At 62.8% G+C, this 20,513-nt stretch carries 17 protein-coding genes; 7 read left to right on the top strand and 10 right to left on the bottom strand.

Translation table 11 applies throughout. From position 1 onward, the window contains the following. Positions 1–118 precede the first annotated feature (118 nt). The 4 genes from OS035_RS07120 (at position 119) to OS035_RS07105 (ending at position 5,387) form a co-directional block, all read left to right on the top strand. Positions 119–1,639, top strand: a complete 1,521-nt coding sequence (locus OS035_RS07120) for a sugar ABC transporter ATP-binding protein (RefSeq protein WP_097624842.1) — start codon at positions 119–121, stop codon at positions 1,637–1,639. Then, entirely contained in the window at positions 1,623–2,645 is a 1,023-nt protein-coding gene (locus OS035_RS07115) for an ABC transporter permease (RefSeq protein ID WP_183779082.1), read from the top strand. Before OS035_RS07120 ends, OS035_RS07115 begins: the two co-directional genes overlap by 17 nt. A gap of 85 nt (positions 2,646–2,730) precedes the next feature. Continuing rightward, positions 2,731–3,678, top strand: a complete 948-nt coding sequence (gene gshB, locus OS035_RS07110) for a glutathione synthase (protein ID WP_183852858.1) — start codon at positions 2,731–2,733, stop codon at positions 3,676–3,678. 176 nt (positions 3,679–3,854) lie between these two features. Next, positions 3,855–5,387 (top strand): YifB family Mg chelatase-like AAA ATPase, encoded by a 1,533-nt coding sequence (locus OS035_RS07105; protein ID WP_331813580.1) that lies wholly within the window; start codon positions 3,855–3,857, stop codon positions 5,385–5,387. Between the two features lie 408 nt (positions 5,388–5,795). Here OS035_RS07105 and cysK read toward each other — a convergent pair whose 3' ends face one another. Together cysK and OS035_RS07095 are read right to left on the bottom strand one after the other, a co-directional pair. Continuing rightward, positions 5,796–6,758: a cysteine synthase A gene (gene cysK, locus OS035_RS07100; RefSeq protein ID WP_097624608.1), complete on the bottom strand. Its 963-nt coding sequence runs from the start codon at positions 6,756–6,758 to the stop codon at positions 5,796–5,798. Between the two features lie 144 nt (positions 6,759–6,902). Beyond that, a complete protein-coding gene (locus tag OS035_RS07095) occupies positions 6,903–7,520 on the bottom strand; it encodes a LysE family translocator (RefSeq protein WP_331813579.1) in 618 nt (205 codons plus the stop codon). 232 nt (positions 7,521–7,752) lie between these two features. On the opposite strand from OS035_RS07095, the gene OS035_RS07090 reads away from it, so the two are divergent. Then, positions 7,753–8,271 (top strand): Dps family protein, encoded by a 519-nt coding sequence (locus tag OS035_RS07090; RefSeq protein ID WP_183779089.1) that lies wholly within the window; start codon positions 7,753–7,755, stop codon positions 8,269–8,271. Positions 8,272–8,312: 41 nt separating this feature from the next. Here OS035_RS07090 and OS035_RS07085 read toward each other — a convergent pair whose 3' ends face one another. Next, positions 8,313–9,215, bottom strand: coding sequence for a DMT family transporter (locus OS035_RS07085; RefSeq protein WP_331813578.1), 903 nt, complete (start codon positions 9,213–9,215; stop codon positions 8,313–8,315). Positions 9,216–9,327: 112 nt separating this feature from the next. Here OS035_RS07085 and OS035_RS07080 point away from each other — a divergent pair, with 112 nt between their 5' ends. Next, positions 9,328–9,792: an Lrp/AsnC family transcriptional regulator gene (locus OS035_RS07080; protein ID WP_003583755.1), complete on the top strand. Its 465-nt coding sequence runs from the start codon at positions 9,328–9,330 to the stop codon at positions 9,790–9,792. Positions 9,793–9,804: 12 nt separating this feature from the next. On the opposite strand, the gene OS035_RS07075 is transcribed toward OS035_RS07080, so the two are convergent. Further along, positions 9,805–10,704 carry a GNAT family N-acetyltransferase gene (locus OS035_RS07075; RefSeq protein WP_331813577.1) on the bottom strand — a complete coding sequence of 300 codons (900 nt, stop codon included), beginning with the start codon at positions 10,702–10,704 and terminating at the stop codon, positions 9,805–9,807. Next, entirely contained in the window at positions 10,704–11,174 is a 471-nt protein-coding gene (gene dut / locus OS035_RS07070) for a dUTP diphosphatase (protein WP_331813576.1), read from the bottom strand. The genes OS035_RS07075 and dut overlap by 1 nt, the downstream gene beginning before the upstream one ends. Positions 11,175–11,264: 90 nt before the next feature. Here dut and OS035_RS07065 point away from each other — a divergent pair, with 90 nt between their 5' ends. After that, complete coding sequence (locus OS035_RS07065) at positions 11,265–12,848, top strand: peptide chain release factor 3 (RefSeq protein WP_097624614.1); 1,584 nt, start codon at positions 11,265–11,267, stop codon at positions 12,846–12,848. A gap of 10 nt (positions 12,849–12,858) precedes the next feature. Here the strand turns inward: OS035_RS07065 and OS035_RS07060 are convergent, their stop codons facing one another. The 5 genes from OS035_RS07060 to OS035_RS07040 form a co-directional block, all read right to left on the bottom strand. Next, positions 12,859–14,193, bottom strand: coding sequence for an HlyD family type I secretion periplasmic adaptor subunit (locus OS035_RS07060; protein ID WP_310804214.1), 1,335 nt, complete (start codon positions 14,191–14,193; stop codon positions 12,859–12,861). A 17-nt stretch (positions 14,194–14,210) separates the two neighbouring features. Continuing rightward, positions 14,211–15,935 (bottom strand): type I secretion system permease/ATPase, encoded by a 1,725-nt coding sequence (locus OS035_RS07055; protein WP_097624616.1) that lies wholly within the window; start codon positions 15,933–15,935, stop codon positions 14,211–14,213. 80 nt (positions 15,936–16,015) lie between these two features. Continuing rightward, a complete protein-coding gene (locus OS035_RS07050) occupies positions 16,016–16,693 on the bottom strand; it encodes a hypothetical protein (protein ID WP_331813575.1) in 678 nt (225 codons plus the stop codon). 84 nt (positions 16,694–16,777) lie between these two features. After that, entirely contained in the window at positions 16,778–19,564 is a 2,787-nt protein-coding gene (locus OS035_RS07045; RefSeq protein WP_331813574.1) for a DUF5801 repeats-in-toxin domain-containing protein, read from the bottom strand. A 545-nt stretch (positions 19,565–20,109) separates the two neighbouring features. Then, entirely contained in the window at positions 20,110–20,511 is a 402-nt protein-coding gene (locus OS035_RS07040; protein WP_183779103.1) for a GFA family protein, read from the bottom strand. Positions 20,512–20,513 lie beyond the last annotated feature (2 nt).

Here is a 20,513-nt window from a genome sequence, read left to right as displayed (position 1 = left end):
TGGCCGGCGCCAACCGCTAACAAACCGATTGACGCGTTGATCGCTCCGGATGAGGCTCGTTTTCGAGCCTCTCCTATGCGCCTTCGCGGAGGATCGCATAAGCGCGCATGAGGTCGACGTGTCAGACGCAGTAGATGACGACATCCTGAGGCTGGAAGGGATCGGCAAGCGCTTCCCGGGAGTCGTGGCGCTCAAGGATGTTTCGATGCGGATCGGCCGCGGCAAGGGGCATGTTCTCCTTGGCGAGAACGGCGCCGGAAAATCGACCCTGATCAATCTGCTCGGCGGCGTCTTCAGGCCGGATGACGGTCACATCCTGTTCGACGGCAGGCCTTATCACCCGGCCTCGCCGCTTGAGGCGTTCAGGGCCGGCATCCGGGTTATTCACCAGGAGCTGCATCCCCTCTCCAACCTGACGGTTGCCGAAAACCTGCTCTTCGAACATCTGCCGCGCCGCTACGGCCTGGTGAACTACAAGGCGATGAACGCCAGGGCCGCCGAACTGCTCGAAGAGGTCGGCCTCGATGTCGCCCCGACGACGTTGGCGAGCCGCCTCAGCGTCGCCCAGCTGCAGCTGGTCGAGATCGCCAAGGCGCTATGTTACGAAAGCAAGCTTCTCGTTCTCGACGAACCGACGGCGACCCTGACCTCCAAGGAGGTCGATCGCCTGTTCGAGATTCTGAAACGGCTGAAGGGCCGCGGCGTCACCACCCTCTATATCTCCCACCGGCTGGAGGAAATCTTCGAAGTCGGCGACGAGGTGACGGTGCTGCGCGACGGCCAGCATGTGATCACCCGGCCGCTGGCAGGCCTTGCTATTCCCGATATCGTCGAGCTGATGGTCGGGCGCAAGCTTGCCGATCACGGCATCTTCAAAGGCGACAGCACAATATCCGGCGAAGCGCTCGGTGTCTCCGGCCTGAAGGTGACGCGCAACAGCCCGGAACTGTCCTTCTCGGTTGCCAAGGGCGAAATCGTCGGCATTGCCGGCCTGGTCGGCAGCGGCCGCACCGAGGCGGTGCGCGCCCTCTTCGGCGCCGACCTGAAGGCCTCTGGCGAGATCCGCCTGGACGGCGCGCCGGTCGAGATCAACTCGCCGAAGGATGCGGTTGCCGCCGGCCTGTGCCTGGCGACCGAAGACCGCAAGATGCAGGGCCTGATGCTCGACATGAGCTGTGCCCAGAATGCCACCATCACCGATCTCGCCAAGATCTCCCGCAACGGGCTGATCAACCGTAGAGCGGAGGACGATCATTCGCAGCGCCTCGTGCGCGAGTTGCGGATCAAGACCCCCTCTATCCATCAGGCCGTCAGGACCTTTTCCGGCGGCAATCAGCAGAAGGTCGTCATCGCCAAATGGCTGTTCCGCGGTCCCAAGGTGCTGATCTTCGATGAGCCGACCCGCGGCATCGACGTTGGCGCCAAGGCCGAGATCTATGAGCTTTTGTGGAAGTTTGCCGCCGAAGGAAAAGGTGTGCTGGTCGTGTCTTCGGATCTGCCGGAGCTGATCGGCATTTGCCATCGCATCATCGTTTTCTCCGACGGCAAGATATCGGGCGAAATCGCCCGCGAACAATTTGACGAGAGCAGGATCCTGTCGCTCGCCTACAAGGAGTACAGCCGTGTCCGCCAGCATTGAAAAACAGACCGAGGCAAAAGAGGCGCGCTTCTGGGACAAGCTGATCAGGATCTCGATGAAGGAGGCGGGCGTCGCCATTGCCCTCGTCCTGATCCTGGCGTTTTTCTCGGCGACGGCGCCCTATTTTGCCACGCCTGAGAATTTCCTGAAGATCTTTGTGCAGATCGCCATCAACACCGTGCTGGCCGCCGGCATGACCTTCGTCATCCTGGTCGGCGGCATCGATCTCTCTGTCGGCTCGCTGCTTGCCCTTTGCACGGTGATCGGTGCGACGATCATGATCAATCCGGCGTTTTCGCCATGGCAGGCCATCATTCTCGCCTGCCTGGCCTCGATGGGCACCGGTGCCGTGCTAGGCGCCGTCAACGGCTGGATCTGCGAGAAGTGGAAGCTTCCGTCCTTCATCGTCACCCTTGGCATGCTGAATGTCGCGAGCGGCCTGGCCCGCGTCGTCAGCGACAATTCGACGATTACCGGCCTACCTCAGCCTTTCGTCGATTTCGGCAACCTGATCTTCTGGGGCATCTTCCCGTCGATCTTCCTGATTGCGATCGTCGTCGTCCTCATCGGCTGGTTCGTGCTGCGCTACACCGTCTTCGGCCGCTTCGTCTTCGCCATCGGCACCAATGAAGAGGCCGTCCGCCTGTCGGGTCACCAGCCGAAACGATACAAGATCGCCGTCTTCACCATCTCGGGGCTGACGGCCGGCATTGCTGCCATGGTCTATTTGCTCCGCCTCAATGTCGGCAGCCCGGTCGCCGGCATCGGCTACGAACTGAATGCCATCGCCGCGGTCATCATCGGCGGCACCAGCCTCTCGGGCGGCAAGGGCTCGATCATCGGCACGTTGGTCGGGGCCTGCATTCTGCAGGTGCTGTCGACCGGATTGCAGCTCTTGGGCGCCGACGACAACATCAAGCCGATCGTCATCGGCGCCGTCATCGTGCTCGCCGTCATTCTCGACAGCTATCGCGGCCGGCTGATGCGCATCCTCGAAACCCGGTAATTGGCTGGCGCCGCAAGCCTTGATTGACCGTTGCGTTTGATACCGGGCCGACCTACATCTGTCCGGCATTCAGCGAGGGACGGAAATGGCCAAGATCACCAATGTAGCGGTCCAGATGGACCATGTCGCCGGCATCAATATTGCGGGCGACTCCACCTTCGCCATGAGCTTGGAAGCCCAAGCGCGCGGCTACCGGCTGTTCCATTACACGCCTGAACGCCTGAGCTTCCGCGACGGCAAGCTCTATGCCAGCGTCGAGCCGATGCTGCTGCGCGACGTCAAGGGCGATCACTTCGAGCTCGGCGCGCCCGAGCGCGTCGATCTGTCGACCATGGACGTGGTGCTTCTGCGCCAGGACCCGCCCTTCGACATGGCCTATATCACCTCGACGCATCTGCTCGAGCGCATCCACCCGAAGACGCTCGTCGTCAACGATCCGGCCTGGGTGCGCAATTCGCCGGAAAAGATCTTCGTCACCGAATTTGCCGACCTGATGCCGAAGACGCTGATCACCAAGGATCCCGCCGAAATCCGCCGCTTCCGCGACGAGATGGGCGATATCATCCTGAAGCCGCTCTACGGCAATGGCGGCGCCGGTGTCTTCCATTCCACGCGCGACGACCGCAACCTCTCTTCGCTGCTGGAAATGTTCGGCCAGCTTTTCCGCGAGCCCTTCATCGCCCAGCAATATCTGCCGGACGTGCGCAAGGGCGACAAACGCATCATCCTGGTCGACGGCGAATTTGCCGGCGCCATCAACCGCGTGCCGGCCGAGCACGACAGCCGCTCCAACATGCATGTCGGCGGCCGCGCCGAGGCGACCGAGCTGACGTCGCGCGAACAGGAAATCTGCGAGCGCATCGGTCCGGCGCTGCGGGAACGCGGCTTCCTGCTCGTCGGCATCGATGTGATCGGCGATTACATGACCGAGATCAACGTCACCTCTCCGACAGGCATCCGCGAAGTGAAAAAATTCGGCGGCGCCGATATCGCAAGCCTGCTCTGGGACGCGATCGAGCGCAAGCGCGGCTGAGCCTACCGCGCGAGCCACCCGCGCCTGCTGTGACCGGGCACAACCCCGGTCACAGTCCATATCTGACTCCGTTCCTTTCTTGTTCTTGTTTTATTCCTATTCCCATGCCAGATTGCAACCGCTGGCCCTGAAGGGTTGCAGGCGGTATAAGAGTTGGCGGGCAGGGGGACGGGTTTATGGTCGCGCGTGTCAGTACGGTGGCATTTCAGGGCATCGAAGGCGTGCCGGTCGAGGTCCAGGTCATGGTCGCGCCCGGCAAGATCGGCATGCAGATCGTCGGCCTGCCCGACAAGGCGGTGGCCGAAAGCCGCGAGCGGGTGCAGGCCGCCCTTCACGCCTCCGGCCTGTCGCTGCCGGGCAAGCGCGTGACCGTCAACCTGGCGCCGGCCGATCTGCCGAAAGAGGGCTCGCATTTCGATCTGCCGATCGCGCTTGCCCTGATGGCCGCCCTCGGCGCCATTCCCGCCGATGCGCTGTCGGATTATGTCGTCGTCGGCGAACTCAATCTCGACGGCACCATCGCCGCCATTTCAGGCGCTCTGCCGGCTGCGATCGGCGCCAATGCGCTCGGCAAGGGGCTGATTTGCCCGGCCGAAAGCGGCGCCGAAGCCGCCTGGGCCGGCGCCGAGGTCAATATTCTCGCACCCCGCAGCCTGATCGCCCTTGCCAATCATTTCCGCGGCACCCAAGTGCTCACCCGGCCGGAAGCATCGATCCGCGCCAATGCCGCCAACCTGCCGGATCTCGCCGAGATCAAGGGACAGGAAAGCGCCAAGCGGGCGCTCGAGGTGGCTGCCGCCGGCGGCCACAATCTCCTGATGGTCGGCCCGCCCGGCTCCGGCAAGTCGATGCTGGCGGCACGGCTGCCGTCGATCCTGCCGCCGCTCTCGGCCGCCGAACTGCTTGAAGTGTCGATGGTCCATTCGATCGCCGGCCAACTCACCGGCGGCAAGCTCTCCGACCGCCGGCCCTTCCGTACCCCGCATCATTCCGCCACCATGGCGGCCCTGGTCGGCGGCGGCATCCGCGCCCGTCCCGGCGAAGCCTCGCTCGCCCATCATGGCGTGCTCTTCCTCGACGAGTTCCCGGAATTCACGCCGCAGGCGCTGGATGCGCTGCGCCAGCCGCTCGAAGGCGGCGAGTGCGTCATTGCGCGGGCCAATCACCGCGTCTCCTATCCGGCCAAATTCCAGCTGATCGCGGCAATGAACCCCTGCCGCTGCGGCATGGCCGGCGAGCCCGGCCACACCTGCGCCCGCGGCCCGCGCTGCATGAGCGATTACCAGGCCCGCATCTCCGGCCCGCTGATGGACCGCATCGATATCCGCATCGACGTACCCGCCGTCTCCGCCGCCGATCTCATCCGCCCGATGGCCGCCGAGGCCAGCGCCGACGTCGCCCGCCGCGTCGCCCGCGCCCGCGAGCTCCAGCAGCAGCGCTTCGAGGCCGCCGGCGCCAAGGGCATCGGCACCAATGCCCGCTGCTCCACATCAATGATCGAGAAACTCGCCGAACCGGATGCCGCCGGCCTGCAGCTCTTGCGCGACGCCGCCGAAAAAATGAAATTCTCCGCCCGCGGCTACCACCGCGTCCTCAAGGTCGCCCGCACCCTGGCTGATCTCGACGGCAAACCGACCGTCGGCCGTATTCATCTTGCCGAAGCAATCTCCTACCGAATTGCTGGGGAGAGATTGACGGCGGCCGCCTGAGAAGGGCGGATGCCGCAGATATCTTGAAGTATCAGCCGGCCGCCCAGCGATGCGGATCGCGCTTGCGCTGCTGGCTGCTACTCAGCGACATTCCCACTGAGCGCTGCCGAATTATGAAATTACGTCGCCGCCGGCGAACCCAAGCTTCGGGACGATTGATTGCTGCCATAGCGGGCGTGCTGTCGGCTGCGATCGCCGTTGGCACGGGGGCTGATCTGCCGCAAGTGGTGGCGAAGCTGCCTAAGATGCCGATTTGAGCGTCCCATCGACATTCGTTGTTGCGAACTAACGCAGAACTTCGTCCCACTTCGTCTGGGATGCAGGTGACGGCACAAAAGAAAGGGCGCCGAAGCGCCCCGATATTTTGCAAGACAAATTGGCGGAGAAAAGGTTCGGCCACAGCCAACTTTAGCTCCCAAGGCCCTCGAACAGCGCCGTCGAAAGATAACGCTCCGCAAATGACGGAATAATCACGACGATGTTCTTTCCCGCATTCTCCGGACGGCTGCCGACCTTGATCGCCGCGGCCAGCGCCGCACCCGAGGAGATGCCGACCGGCACGCCTTCCAGCCTTGCGACCAGCCGCGCCTGTTCGAAGGCTTCGTCATTGGTGACGGTGACGACCTCGTCATAGATGCCGGTATCGAGGATTTTTGGCGCAAAGCCGGCGCCGATGCCCTGGATCTTGTGCGGACCGGGATTGCCGCCGGAAAGGATGGGGGAATCGGCGGGCTCGACGGCGATGATCTGGATCTCGGGCTTATGGCTCTTCAGCACCTGGCCGACGCCGGTGATCGTGCCGCCGGTGCCGATGCCGGAGACGAGGATGTCGACCGTGCCCTCGGTGTCGTTCCAGATTTCCTCGGCGGTCGTCTTGCGGTGGATTTCGGGATTGGCCGGGTTTTCGAACTGCTGCGGAATGATGGCGTCGGGAAGCGACGCCGCCAGCTCCTCCGCCTTCGCGATGGCGCCCTTCATACCCTTCGGTCCCTCGGTCAGCACCAGCTCGGCGCCGAGCAGCGCCAGCATCTTGCGGCGCTCGACCGACATGGTTTCCGGCATGGTGAGGATCAGACGGTAACCCTTGGCGGCGGCGGCGAAGGCCAGCGCGATACCGGTGTTGCCGGAGGTCGGCTCGATCAGCACCGTCTTGCCAGGAGTGATCTTGCCCTGCGCTTCCAGGCTTTCGATCATCGCCACGCCGATGCGGTCCTTGACTGAGGCGATCGGGTTGAAGAATTCGAGCTTGCCGATCAGGTTTGCCACCACGCCCTTTTCCCGCGCCAGCTTGTCGAAGCGCACGAGCGGCGTGTTGCCGATGGTCTCGGTGATCGAGGAATAGATGCGGCCGCGGCCGGGCTTATGCGACATGAGTGCCTCCCTTTGAAATCCTGCGTCTGAAATTGAGGAGGAGAATAGGGTCAAAGGGCTGAAGAGACCAGACCGCGTTCATGTCGGGAGGGCGGGCGTCGGAGAAAAAAAGCTTTGAAAACCGTTTCTTGCCGGATGTTTATTTCAGGCCGCCCGTGTGGCGATGAAGGCCGCCGTTCCGGCTAGGATGCCTGAAGCAACCCGGTTCAGCGCCTGCAGGGCGCGCGGCTTTTTCAGCATCGTGCGGGCCCGCGAGGCCAGCAGCATATAGGGCACGAGCACGACGATCAGCACCACGAAGGTCACCGCAAGCAGCATCGCATAGTCGCGCAAGCTGATATTGCCGATATCGATCAGCGTCGGCGCCAGCGCGACATAGAACAGCATCGTCTTCGGATTGCCGAGCGTCACCAGCAGGCCGGAAAGGAAGGACAGGCCGATATTGCTGGATTTCTTCGCCGCGATATCCTGCGGCAGCAGTCCCGCCGTCCACAATTTCCAGGCGATATAGCCGAGATAGAGGGCGCCGGCGATCTTGATGGCGATGAACACCTCGGTGAAGGTCTGCGCCACAAAGGCAAGGCCGAGAATGACCGCGGTGAGATAAGTCATGTCGCCGAGCACCAGGCCGAGGCCCATGAAGAAGGTCTCGCGGAAATTCGAGCCGAGCGCGCGGGCGACGATCGCGGTGATCCCGGGTCCGGGAATGGCCGCGGCGATGAACAGCGCTCCGGCATAGGCGATCAGGGCGGTAAGGCTCATCTTTGATATCCACTGGATTGCGCGATCTCTCTATAGGCGCGCGTTGCGGCTTCATCAATGCTTCGGTGCTGATCGGTCCATTACCATAAGGAATAGGTCTGCTGAACCTCGGTCCACTTGGAAAGCGGTCGGGCCTTGCTAGTTCTTTCTCTGCACGCGCGCCATCAGCACCCCCGCGCTTCTCGAAAATGCGCGCGGCGCTCTTGAGATTTCATCACCAAGGAGAAAATGCATGTCCCCGACCGCAGCCGAAACCCGCAGACTTTCGCCGCTGAAGACGCCGTCCACTCTGCCGACCAACGCCGTCACCGACATTTCGGCGGCGCTGACCGCGCTGCTCGCCGATGTCTTCGCGCTTTATCTGAAAACCAAGAACTTCCACTGGCACATGTCCGGCCCGCATTTCCGCGACTACCACCTGCTGCTCGACGAACAGGCCGAGCAGATCTTCGCCATGACCGACGACATTGCCGAGCGCGCCCGCAAGATCGGCGGCGTGACGCTGCGCTCCATCGGCCAGATCGCCCGCCAGCAGCGAATTTCCGACAATGACGCGGATTTCGTCACGGCCGAGGACATGCTGTCGGAACTGCGTGAGGACAATGGCCAACTCGTTTCGCTGCTGCGCGAGGTGCACGATCTCTGCGATGAGCACAATGATGTCGCGACGGCGAGCCTGATCGAGAACTGGATCGACGAGGGAGAACGCCGCACCTGGTTCCTGTTCGAAACGACCCGGCCGCAGAAATAATATCGGCAGTCGGGCGTGGTCTCATCTGTGCGGCACCGCTCTCAGCTCTGCAGCGCCCTCGGCCGCAGCCATCTCGGGCTCCAGCCGAGGTTCATGCCGGCGGCGGCAATGAGGATGATTGCGGCGCCCGCGATCTGCATCGGCTGCAGCGCGTGGCCGAAGGCCAGCCGGTCGACGAGGATCGCCGCGATCGGATAGAGGAAGGAGAGGGCCCCTGTCAGATGCGTCGGCAGCCTCTGGATGGCGCCATAGAGCAGCACATACATCAGCCCGGTATGGACGACGCCGACGGTGATAAGGATCGCCCATGTCCCGAGATCCGTGGGCGGATGCGAAAAGTCGGTCATCGGCGCCAGCATCAGCATGCCGGTCGCGACCTGGATCAGCGCGATCAGATGCGGCGGCGTGCCTTTCAGCCATTTCGCGGCAAGCGCTGCCAGCGCGTAGAAGAAGGCCGCGCCCAGCGCCATGAGGATGCCGAGGCCGTAGCCGTCGACCGTATTGCCGCTCCCACCCGGTTTCGCCTGGACGATCGCCACCATGCCGGCGAAGGAAAGCATCAGCCAGAACAGCTTGGTGGCGGTGATCTTTTCGCCGAGAAACAGGGCGCCGAGCATCAGCAGCATGAAGGGCTGGGTGTTGTAGACGGTCGTGGCGATCGAGATCGTCGCATGCGAATAGGAGGCAAACAGCAGCAGCCAGTTCAAGACGATGGCGACGCCGCCGAAGACGGCAATGCCGAAGGTGCGCCACGTGAGGATGCCGGGCCGCAGCAGCCCGAGAGCACCGCAGATGGCGAGCAGGGTGAGTGCGCCGAACAGGCAGCGCCAGAAGACCACGCCGCTGACCGGCTGGCCCGACATCACGACGAACCAACCGATCGTCCCCGAGATCAGCATCGCCGCCGTCATCTCAGCCGTGCCTCTTTTAATGTCGCCACTCATGATCGCCTCCGTTTTCTATGGCATCAGAATATTGCGGCGGCGAACGATTTTATATAGTTATCGTAAGGAGTATGATCTAAATCACCTAATCATATGAGGATTGAAGGACGCTATGCCTAATGATGTGCAATCGCTCGACGAAACCGATCAGGCCATTCTGGAGGCGCTGGCCGGCAACGCCCGCATCTCGCTGAAGGAGCTGGCGCAGCAGGTGGGCCTTTCCTCGCCAAGTGCGGCCGAGCGCCTGCGGCGGCTGGAGGAGCGCGGCGTCATCAAGGCCTTCACCATCGATCTCGATCCTGCCGCCGTTGGCTACCCCCTGCAGGCGATCGTCCGTGTGCGGCCGCTGCCGGGACAGTTGCACATCGTCGAACGGCTCATTCAGGAGATTCCCGAAATCGTCGAATGCGACAAGGTCACCGGCGAGGATTGTTTCATCGCCCGCCTGGTCATCCGCTCGATGGCGGAGCTCGACGGTCTCCTCGACCGGGTCGCCGAACGGGCGGAAACCAACACCGCGATGATCAAAGCCTCGCCCGTCAAACGCCGCCTGCCGCCGCTGTCACGGAAAAAGTAAGGCGGCGAACTTTTAGAAGTCCGCCATCGGCGACAGCATTGCCGGAAAGTGCGGGGCCTCATCGCCGAGCCCGCGCAGCATCAATACCGTGCCGCTTTTCGCCGGCTGCGGAGCACCCGCCCAGTCGAGCTTGTCGGGACGGAAAAACACCTCGATGGCGGCGGAGGCGATGTCGAGCCCGCCGAGGATGGCTGCAAGCGTCGGGATCTCGGCCGCCACGACATCGAGAAGGCTGAAGCGACCCGCCGCATCCATCTTCCAGGCGATCACCGCTTGCAGGTCTTCGATGAAGCTGACGCGGACATCGGGATCGAGCTGCGTGTTGATGAGAAACATCGCCGCATTGACGGTGACCGAGAGCGAGGTCGAAATCGGGCTCCGCGCGTTCAGCAGCGATTGCAGCAGGGCAAGATCATCCGCATCGGTCGGCGCAAGTTGCCGGGCAGGTCCTGAAAAAATCGATGGGTCTGGTGCCGCCCCCTGATATCGATGCTGTGGTATCGCGCGGAAACCATAGGGCTCATAGAGCGACGGCTTGTCGGTATAGAGGATGACGGCTTCGAAACCCTGCCGCTCGCACCAGCCGAGCGCCTTCACCGTCAGGTCGCGGTAGAGCCCGCGTCGGCGCCATGCCGGCCGCACCGCACCCGATTGCAGCCCGGCGGCATGGACCATCCGGCCGTTGAGGACGAAGGGCAGCGCAAAGGCCGAGATATTGGCGGCAAGCCCGCCCTCGGCATCGAACCAGCCGAACGGCATGCTTGTGGGGTCGGGGCCGCCGAGCTGCTGCAACGGGCAGATATCGATGCCGAAAATATCCCGGAGCAGGCGCACCAACGCCGCCCAGCCGGCCGGGTCGCCGAAATAATCCTGCCGGAAGAAGAGGCCCGCGCTGTCGGGGCGCTTTGTCATCACACGCCGGTGGAACCGAAGCCACCGGCGCCGCGCGTCGTCTCGTTTACGGCGGCACTTTCGGCCACCCGCACCTGGGTCACCGGCGCAATCACCATCTGGGCGATGCGCATACCTCGTTCGATGATGAAGGCTTCGTCGCCGAGGTTGGCGAGCAGCACCTTCACCTCGCCGCGATAATCGCTGTCGACGGTGCCCGGTGAATTCAGGCAGGTGATGCCGTGTTTGAAGGCGAGGCCGGAGCGCGGCCGCACCTGGCCTTCGAAACCTTCGGGGATCTCGAAGATGAAGCCGGTCGGCACCAGCGCCCGTTTGCCGGGCTGAAGCGTCAGCGGCGCTGCCTCGTCGACGGCAGCGCGCAGGTCCATGCCGGCCGCGCCTTTGCTTTCATAGGCGGGCAGGTCGAGGCCTTCGCCATTGGCCAGGCGGATGAGGTTCAGCGTCGGTCTCACATCATGATGAATGGTCATGGCCCATTACTTTGCGCCCTGAGCGCCGAGGTCAATTGCAATGCCGGGCTTTAATCGCTAGATACGCGGCAATTCCACAGGATTCATAGTATGGCCGAAAGTCTCGCCGAGGCGGTCTCCCGCCGCCGCACATTCGCTATTATCGCTCACCCGGACGCGGGCAAGACGACGCTCACCGAAAAGCTGCTGCTGTTCGGCGGCGCCATTCAGCTTGCCGGCGAAGTCAAGGCGAAGAAGGATCGCATGCAGACGCGCTCCGACTGGATGAAGATCGAGCGCGAGCGCGGCATCTCCGTCGTCACCTCGGTGATGACCTTCGAATATAACGATAATGTCTTCAACATCCTCGACACGCCTGGTCACGAGGATTTCGCCGACGACACCTATCGCACGCTGACCGCCGTCGACGCCGCCGTCATGGTCATCGACGCCGCCAAGGGCATCGAGCCGCGCACCCTGAAGCTTTTCGAAGTCTGCCGCATGCGCGATATCCCGATCATCACCTTCATCAACAAGATGGACCGCGAAAGCCGCGATCCCTTCGAGATCCTCGACGAGGTGGAAGAGAAGCTGGCGCTGGATACGGCGCCGATCACCTGGCCGATCGGCCGCTCGAAGACCTTCTGCGGCTCTTACAATATTGCCGCCAACACGGTGCGCGGCTCGGATACCGAAATCGAGGGAACGCCGGTCAACGGTCCGCAGGCTGTTGCCGATCGGCTGCCGGAAAACGAGCGTCGGGCTTTCGTCGAGGAGACGGAACTGGCAATCGAAGCCTGCCGCCCCTTCGACCGCGAATCCTTCCTGGAAGGCCATATGACCCCGGTCTTCTTCGGCTCGGCGCTGCGCAATTTCGGCGTTCGCGATCTGATCAACGCGCTCGGCGAATTTGCGCCGCCGCCGCGCGACCAGGTCGCCGACACCCGGACCGTGCATGCGACCGACGACAAGATGACGGCCTTCGTCTTCAAGATCCAGGCCAACATGGACCCCAACCATCGTGACCGCATCGCCTTTGCCCGCATCTGCTCCGGCAAGCTCGAGCGCGGCATGAAGGCGAGGCTTGCCCGCACCGGCAAGCAGCTCGGCCTGACGGCGCCGCAATTCTTCTTCGCGTCGCAGCGCCAGCTTGCCGACACCGCCTATGCCGGCGATGTCGTCGGCATTCCCAACCACGGGACGCTGCGCATCGGCGATACGCTGACCGAAGGCGAAGCCCTCGTCTTCCAGGGCGTGCCGAACTTCTCGCCCGAGATCCTGCGCCGTGTGCGGCTGGAAGATGCGATGAAGGCGAAGAAGCTGAAAGAAGCGCTGCAGCAGATGGCCGAAGAAGGCGTCGTCCAGCTGTTCTCCCCGGAAGACGGCTCGCCGGCAATCGTCGGCGTCGTCGGCGCCCTGCAGCTCGACGTCCTGAAGGAACGGCTGATGGCCGAATACGGCCTGCCGGTCTCCTTCGAAATGTCGCGTTTCTCCGTCTGCCGCTGGATCTCGGCCGATCAGCCGGCCGATCTGGAAAAATTCCTCACCGTCAAACGCGGCGATATCGCCCGCGATCTCGACGGCGATCCGGTCTTCCTCGCCCAGGACGGTTTTTCGCTGCGCTACGAATCCGAACGCCATCCGGCGATCAAGATGGTCGCCATCAAGGAATATCACGCCGCCAAGGCGGCGTGATCGGTCGCCGCTATTTTTCCCGCAGCGCCCGGCGGAAATTCTGGGTGATCGGCTCGGCCAGATAGGAAAGCACGGTGCGGGCGCCTGTCCGGATCATCGTTTCGCTCGACATGCCGGGCAGAAGCTTGCGGCCTTCCAGCTTGGTGAGTTCGCTCTTGTCGATCAGCACGGTCGCCGCGAAATAGGGCGCCCCGCTGCGCTCCTCCACCATCCGGTCGGCCGACACGATCTCAACGACGCCGTCGAGCGGCGGCAGGTTGTAGCGGGCAAATGCCGGGAAACTGACGCGTGCGCGTTGTCCGGGCGCGATCGTCTCGACATCTTCAGGCCGGACCATGGCCTCGACCACGAGCTGCTGGCCGAGCGGCACGACCGTCATCAGTGTCTCGCCGGGTTTGATGACGCCGCCTGTTGTGTGGACCTTCAGGTCCATGACGATGCCATCGACGGGCGCGACGACATTGGTGCGGGCAAGCACGTCCTTGGCGGACCGCTCCTCCTGTCTAAGGTCGAACAGCTCAGCTTCGACCTTACTCAACTCTTCCACAGCCTCGTTTAGCCGCAAGGTGCTGAGATTGAGGATTTGCATGTCGATCTCGGCCATGGCGCTCTTGGCGCGGGCAATGGCCGCGACATTGGTCGCGCGTTCCCCCTCGACCTCCCGTTGTTGCCGTCTTAGCAGCAGGCCGCGCTCGCGGGTGACCAGCCCGCGTTTGAGGAGGCTTTCAAGATCCTTGGTTTCACCCTCGAACCCCTCGATCTGCTTGTCCTCGGTGATGATCAGCTCCTCCAGTCCCGTGATCTCTTCCTGGGTCTGACGACGGCGCTGGCTGAGAATTTCACGCTCGTCCTGCAGATTGTGGTGCTTCGCCGCGAAGACATCGCGCTGGGCGGCCACCGCGTCCTTTGCCGAGCGGGTGGGGTTTGCGAGCAGCGCCGGGTCGAATTCGATCTCGGTCTTGTCGTCGCGCTCGGCCCGCAGACGAGCGGCCAGCGTCTCACGCGTTGCGATCCGGTTCTGGACCAGATCGAGCCTCGCCTTTGCCTGTGTGGCGTCGAGTTGGATGAGGACAGTACCCGCCTTGACGATATCGCCATTGGCGGCGTTCAGACCGGCGATGATGCCGCCCTCCAGGTGCTGGATGAGCTTGCGGTCGCCGGCAACCTTGATGACCCCGGGGGCCACTGCGGCGCTGTCCAGCGGCGCCAGCGTCGCCCAGCCCCCGGCCATGCCGAAGAACAGGAATATGATCGCGAAGCCGGTGATCGTCACGCCGGTCAGGCGCAAGGGGACCGGAGCGGCGGGCGGTGAAACCGGTAACGGAACGACCTTCATATCCTTCATGTCTGTCTCGTTTCTTCTCACTTCGCCACGATAGTCGGCATCTGGGTGACCTTGCGCAGGCGCACGGCCAGTTCATTGAAGACGTAATCGCGTGGACCGAAGAGGTCCTGCTGGCCGCGGTTGAGAACCAATATCTTGTCCACCGTTTCCATGATGTTCGGCCGGTGCGCGATCAGGATGACGGTCGTGCCCGTCGCCTTGATCGTGCCGAGGGCCGCGATTAAGGCCTCCTCACCTTCGCGGTCGAGATTGGAATTGGGCTCATCCAAGATGACGAGGGCCGGGTCGCCGTAGAGCGCCCGCGCCAGGCCAATGCGCTGGCGCTGTCCGCCGGACAGGACCGCGCCGGATTCGCCGATCTCCGTCAAGTAACCCTTCGGCAGCCCTTTGATCAGGTCGTGGACGCCCGCCAACTGCGCTGCCTTGACCGCCTTGTCGAACACCACCGGACTGACCGTGGCGAAGCGGCAGATATTTTCGCAGACGTTCCCGGCGAAAAGCTCGATGTCCTGCGGCAGGTAGCCGACATGATGACCGCGGTCCTCCGCCGCCCATTGGGCGACATCCATGCCATCAAGCAAAGCCCGCCCGCCAGAAGGGCGCCAGGCCCCGGCCAGGATGCGTGCTAGGCTCGTCTTGCCGGCCCCGCTCTGGCCGATCAAAGCCAGGGATTCACCCGGCTCGAGACGGAAATTGATCCCTTTCAGAATATGTTCGCCGCCCTGTCGGGCAAGCACGATATTGTCGGCCTCGAACCGGCCTGTCGGCCGCGGCATCGCTGGAACCGGTGCGGCCTCGGGGTGCTCGCCGGCGACGGCGGTGAGACGCCGGTAGGCGGCGCGCGCGCCGACCGTCGCCTTCCACGTGCCGATCGCCTGCTCGACCGGCGATAGCGCGCGGCCCATCAGTATGGAGGCGGAGACCATGATCCCCGGGGAGGCCTCATTGCGCAGGACGAGATAGGCCCCGAGGCCCAATATCCCCATTTGCAGAGCCAGCCGGTGGCAACGCGCGATGGCCGAGATGATGCCACCGCGGTTGGCGGCAACAACCTGGCCCCTGTTTGCCTCGTCTTGCTGCACCTTCCAGCCCTCGAGCAGTGGCTTCAGCATGCCCATCGCCTGGACGACCTCGGCGTTGCGGATCGCAGCCTCGGCTTGGGTGTAGGCCCGCGACTGTGCGCTCGTCGCCTCGGTCAACGGCTTGCGTGTCAGCCATTCATTGAGCAGGGCCAGCGTAAACAGCACCCCGCCACCCGACAGCGCCAGCCAGCCCAGCCACGGATGCATGAAGAAGATGGCGGCGAAAAACAGCGGCGCCCAAGGTGCATCGAGAATCGGGAAGATGCTCGGGCTGGTGAAGAAATTCCGGACCTGGTCGAGGTCGCGCAGCGGGCGGGCATTGGCCTGGCCGGGCTTTGAGGCCGCATATTCCACCGATGCCGTCAGCAGAACGGGCGCCAGCCGCGCGTTCATCCACGATCCAAGGGTTGCCAGAAGGCGCCCGCGCACCACCTCCAGCCCCGCCATTGCCGCAAGTGCGCCTGCCGCCATCAGCGATAACATCAGCAGCGTCTCGAGACTGTGGCTGGACAGCACGCGGTGATAGACCTGCAGCATGTAAAGCGCCCCGGTCAGCATCAGGACGTTGATGGCGCCGCTGAACCAGATAAGCGGCCGGATAGCCCGTCTGGCTTCTTTCATCACAACCTGAAGCGCCGGGGGCGGCTGTTTGGTTTTCATCTTTTATGGCTCTGTACTCGAGATGACACTTTGCGCAATGGATGACGGGGGCAGCGAATGCTGCCCCCGTTGGTTACATGTCAGGCGACGTCGACAAGTATGTGCTGCATCACCGTCTGGTCTCCGTCCGCATCGACCACCTGGAAGGCGAAGTCGAGGTTGGCATCCGGTGTCTGGCTGACGGTTGAGGTGAAGCCGATGTCGGTGATCTTCAGCACGTCGTTGTCGGCGCCGTCGAAATTTACCAGGCCGGCGGTCGCATTGCTGCCGCCGTTGGCGCCGGTCGTCCGCACCAGGTCGATCGCTGTGTTGTTGCCGGTGATGCCGTTGCCCGACTGCATGATCTGCACGCCCTGGAGCACGTAGTCTTCGCCGGTCGCGTTGTAGTCGTTCTGCTCGACGATCACGAGGCCGTCATTGTTGTCGAGCGTGAACTCGCTGCTGTAGGGGGCCGGCACTTGCCCCGTCTTGTAGATGTCGGCGTTCGACACATACATGGCCCGCGTGATCGTCGTATTATCGTCTCCGTTGCCGGCGATGTTGTCGGCGCCGTTCTTGTCGATCAGGTTGAGGATCAGCATCAGGTCTTCGCTGTTGCCGATGCCGTCGAATTTGATCGCCATCGTGCCGGCGGTCGCTGTCGGGGTGGTGGCCTCATTGGAGATACCGACATCGCTGTTGAAGAACCGCAAGGTGAGCAGTTCGTCTTTTTGGATCGTGTCGCCGGCGACGCCGTTGGTGCTCTGTGTTGCAGACACCCACGTCTCATTCCCGTTGCTCACCATCTCGTGACCGCCGATGGTGAAGGTGGTGTCAGTGGACGAGCCTTGGCCATTGCTCGTCTAGCCGAACGGGTTGGCCTTGTTGACCAGGTTGCCGGTGAACTGCACATAGAAGTCTTCATCGGCAGGTGTATTCGAGTCATCTGCCTGCAGCTTTTCCAGCACGATCGGCGGGTGGCCGACATTGCTCGTCGGCTGCTTGGACAGCAGCTCGCTCGTATGGAGCACGTCGAAACTGAAGCCTTCGAGCGGGTCGGTCAGGTTGATGGTATAGGTGTCGGCGACCTTATCGAAGACGAGGGTGCCGCCTCCCGTGCCTGTCTGGGTGCCGGCAGCCGGATCTCTGTCGTAGGTGAAGGTGAAGTTGAACGTCGCTGAGGTGAGGCTCTCCGACGCCAGCGTCACATTCGAGGTGAGGAGATTGCCTCCGCCGCCGCCGGTGATCGTGCCGGTCAGTCCGATCTGGACGCCGGCCGTTACGCCATTCTGGTCGACAAAGTCGGAGCCGCCGCCGGTGTAGAAAGCGGCTGGGTGAATATCAGCGCCGATATCGTAGCCGAAGGCTCCGCTCGCCGAGGCGTTGAGCACGTTGGCGAGGGTTTCGTGCTGGGTGCCTGCGAGAGCGGGGTTGCCGTCAAACGGCACGGTGATCGTCGGCCCGTCGTCCTCGAAATTGAGGTTCTGGCCGATATTGTGGGTGGCGGTTGCCTGATCGCCGTCCTTGTCGGTGATGGTCGCGGTCAGGGTGATGAGGTCGTCGGCCGCCAGGGTCCGGCTGTCATCTGGGTTGGCGGCATCGGCGTGGATGATCGCCCGTTGCTGGTCGAGGGTGACGACGCCGGCAGCACTGACGCTGACGGTGAAGACGATGGCGCCGGCGGCCGATCCAGCGCGACCAACGACGTTGCCACCTTCGAGGAAGAGCAGCACGGACTGACCGGTTGCCGTGTCGGTGAGGCCGCTGACATTGGTGACCTGGCTGATGCCGAGCGCATAGGTGATGCCGTCGCCGTCGGCCCCGGCATTTGAGGTGAAGAAGGTCGAGAAGTCGCCCGGCGCGTTGGTCGCAAGGATAGTCTCGTCGACCGTCAGGTTCGGCGGGCTGCCGGTTGCCGTGATCGCCGGCCCGTCATCCTTGAAGATGAGGTTCTGGCCGATATTGTGGGTGGCCGGGGCGTGATCGCCGTCCTTGTCGGTGATGGTCGCCGTCAGGGTGATGAGGTCGTCGGCTGCCAGGGTTCGGCTGTCATCCGGGTTGGTGGCGTCGGCATGGAAGATCGCCCGTTGCTGGTCGAGGGTGACGACGCCGGCAGCACTGACGCTGACGGTGAAGACAATTGCGCCGGCGGCGGATCCGGCGCGGCCGACGACACTGCCGCTTTCGAGGAACAGCAGCACGGACTGGTTGGTTGCCGTATCGGTGAGGCCGCTGCCATTGGTGACCTGGCTGATGCCAAGCGAGTAGGTGATGGCGTCGCCATCGGCCCCGGCATTTGAGGTGAAGAAGGTCGAGAAGTCGTCGCTGGCATTGGTCGCAAGGATAGTCTCGTCGACCGTCAGGTTCGGCGGGCTGCCGGTTGCCGTGATCGTCGGTCCGTCATCGTCGAAATTGATGAAGGAGCCGACCTCTTCGTTGTGAGCATTGCTGACCTCGCCGCCGTAGTGCACCTCCTTGACGTCGAAGAAGTCTTTCTCCGTGTCGATGTTCTTGATGGTGAAGCGGTCGAAGGTTCCGCCGGCCCCGCCTGCAGTGGTGAAATCGATCGTCACGCCCTCGCCGACATTTTCGAGAATCAGTCCATTGCCGCTGAGATTGACCGTGATGCCGAGTGCGGCCGCCGTTGTTGCCACACCGTTCAGCTTGAACGTCACGCCGGTTATATTGATCTCGGTATCGTTATCGTCACCCGGGAATGCGGAGCCCTCGGCATTGTCGTCGTTATTGTAGGCGTGGATCTCGATGTCAGCGACGGTGCCGGTCGGAGTCGATTGCGAAACCGAGAAGCCGGCGCTCGAGACGTTTTCGATGTGAGCGGTGTAATCAGGCGCGGTTGGCGTATCGGTAAAGTCCTTGCCCGCGCTCTGGGTGCCGCCGCTGATCAAGTCGATTTGAAGCTCACGGCCGAAGCGCACATCTTGAGAGGCGACGCCCAGGCCCTGCGTGCTGACATTGACTTCCGCCTGCGCGCCTTCGTCGTGAGCCGTCACGAGAATCTTCTGTGTGCTGCCTGTGTCGGCGTCGAGGATGTACCAGTCGTTGTGTCCGGAGGGTGCGTCGTCAAGCTGGCTGAAATTGACCACCGTGGTCCCTGTGACCGAGGCAAATACCTTATTGGTCAGATCGATGCGGTCGTCGGGGTTGGTTGCGTCGGGATGGAGCAGCGGCACGTATTGGACCGTATAGAGGTCATGGGTGGCGCCGGTGCCGATCAGTCCGAGCGAGAAGGCAAGCGGTCCCGTCTCGGCGGGTTCGGCGAGCGGATCAGAGGTACCGATGACGCCGATCACGACGTTTGCATTCGTTGCGCTCTGGAACAGCCAGACATAATTGCCGTCGACCGTGCGGATGTTGCTGTTGACGCCGACGGTGGTGGAAAACGGGGTCCCGGAAGAATTCTGCGTGAGAACCACCGAGGTGATGGTTTCCCCTGCGCTCGCCGAGGCGACGACGAAGTTGGACTGGTAGGCGACTTCAGGTGAGGATAGCCCGCCCGAGCCATCGAGGCCCAACATGTATTGCAGCGTTGTGTTGGTGCTGTGCGGCGCAAGCAGCGGATCGATGTCGTCGTCCTGCAAATTGGCGCTTTCGTCGATGACGATGTCCTGGGTTGTGATGTCGAGTGCCATGGAGATGCTCCCTCGGTTAGAGTCGCAGGGGTCCAGGCCCCGGGCGCCGAATGCACCCGGCAGGTCTCCCCCCGCGCATCGAACTTGCTGCTTTCCATCGAGTCGCGATTGTCTCGCCGATGGAGGGCGCCAGTCAGTTGGAGGGCATTAAGACCAAAGTCCGTCGGTGGATTAAGACCAAAGTCCATGTACAGAGGTTGCCATAACGACAACTCCAAATATTACATCCTCTTAAAATGCAAGAAAGAGTTTGTAAAATCCGGAATAAAGACATTTATGACTATAAAACCCCCACCGAATACGCCATGCAATTCCCCTCCGCTTTCTTTTATACTATAAGTTGGGCGAATTTGCACTTAGCAAGTTTGAGCTAATGGGGGATCTGTACTGAACCTTAGCAGAATTTTTTCCGTTTTTTGCGAATGAATACATTGCGTTGACATTTCGCCAGGTCAAACGCGGACCTGCGGCGCGGCGATATTCAAAGATCCGACGCGGCGTCCGGTTGCGACAAGAGCAAGGCAAGGGGTCGCGCCGAATGTTTCTCAGTCTTCGCCGTCGGACCGTGGCAGCGGCTCGATATTCTCCACCCAGGGCAAGGCCGAGCGGCACCATATCTGCTTCCTCGGGGTGAGTTCCCGCCGCTGGTCGATGCCGCCGAGGCGGATGCCGATCGCGCCGCCGTCGCCATCCGTGCGGTAGAGCGGCGATCCGCAGTTCGGGCAGAAGAATTGCCGGCTGAGGCCGCCGCTGTCGCCGTATTTTGCATAGCCGCGCGGCTCGCCTGAGGTGAGCTCGAAACTTCCCGGCCGCGCCGGCGCGGTGATGCGATAGGCAGAGCCGGTCAGCCGCTGGCAATCGGTGCAATGGCAGATCGACACCCGCTCCGGCTCGATCTCCGCCTGATAGCGGATGGCGCCGCAATGGCATCCTCCGGTGATATGCATCC

It is taken from the genome of Rhizobium sp. 268, assembly GCF_036571585.1.
GTDB classification, from domain to species: domain Bacteria; phylum Pseudomonadota; class Alphaproteobacteria; order Rhizobiales; family Rhizobiaceae; genus Rhizobium; species Rhizobium redzepovicii.
Note: the sequence above shows the minus strand (reverse complement) of the source record. Positions and strands in the feature narration are given on the sequence as shown.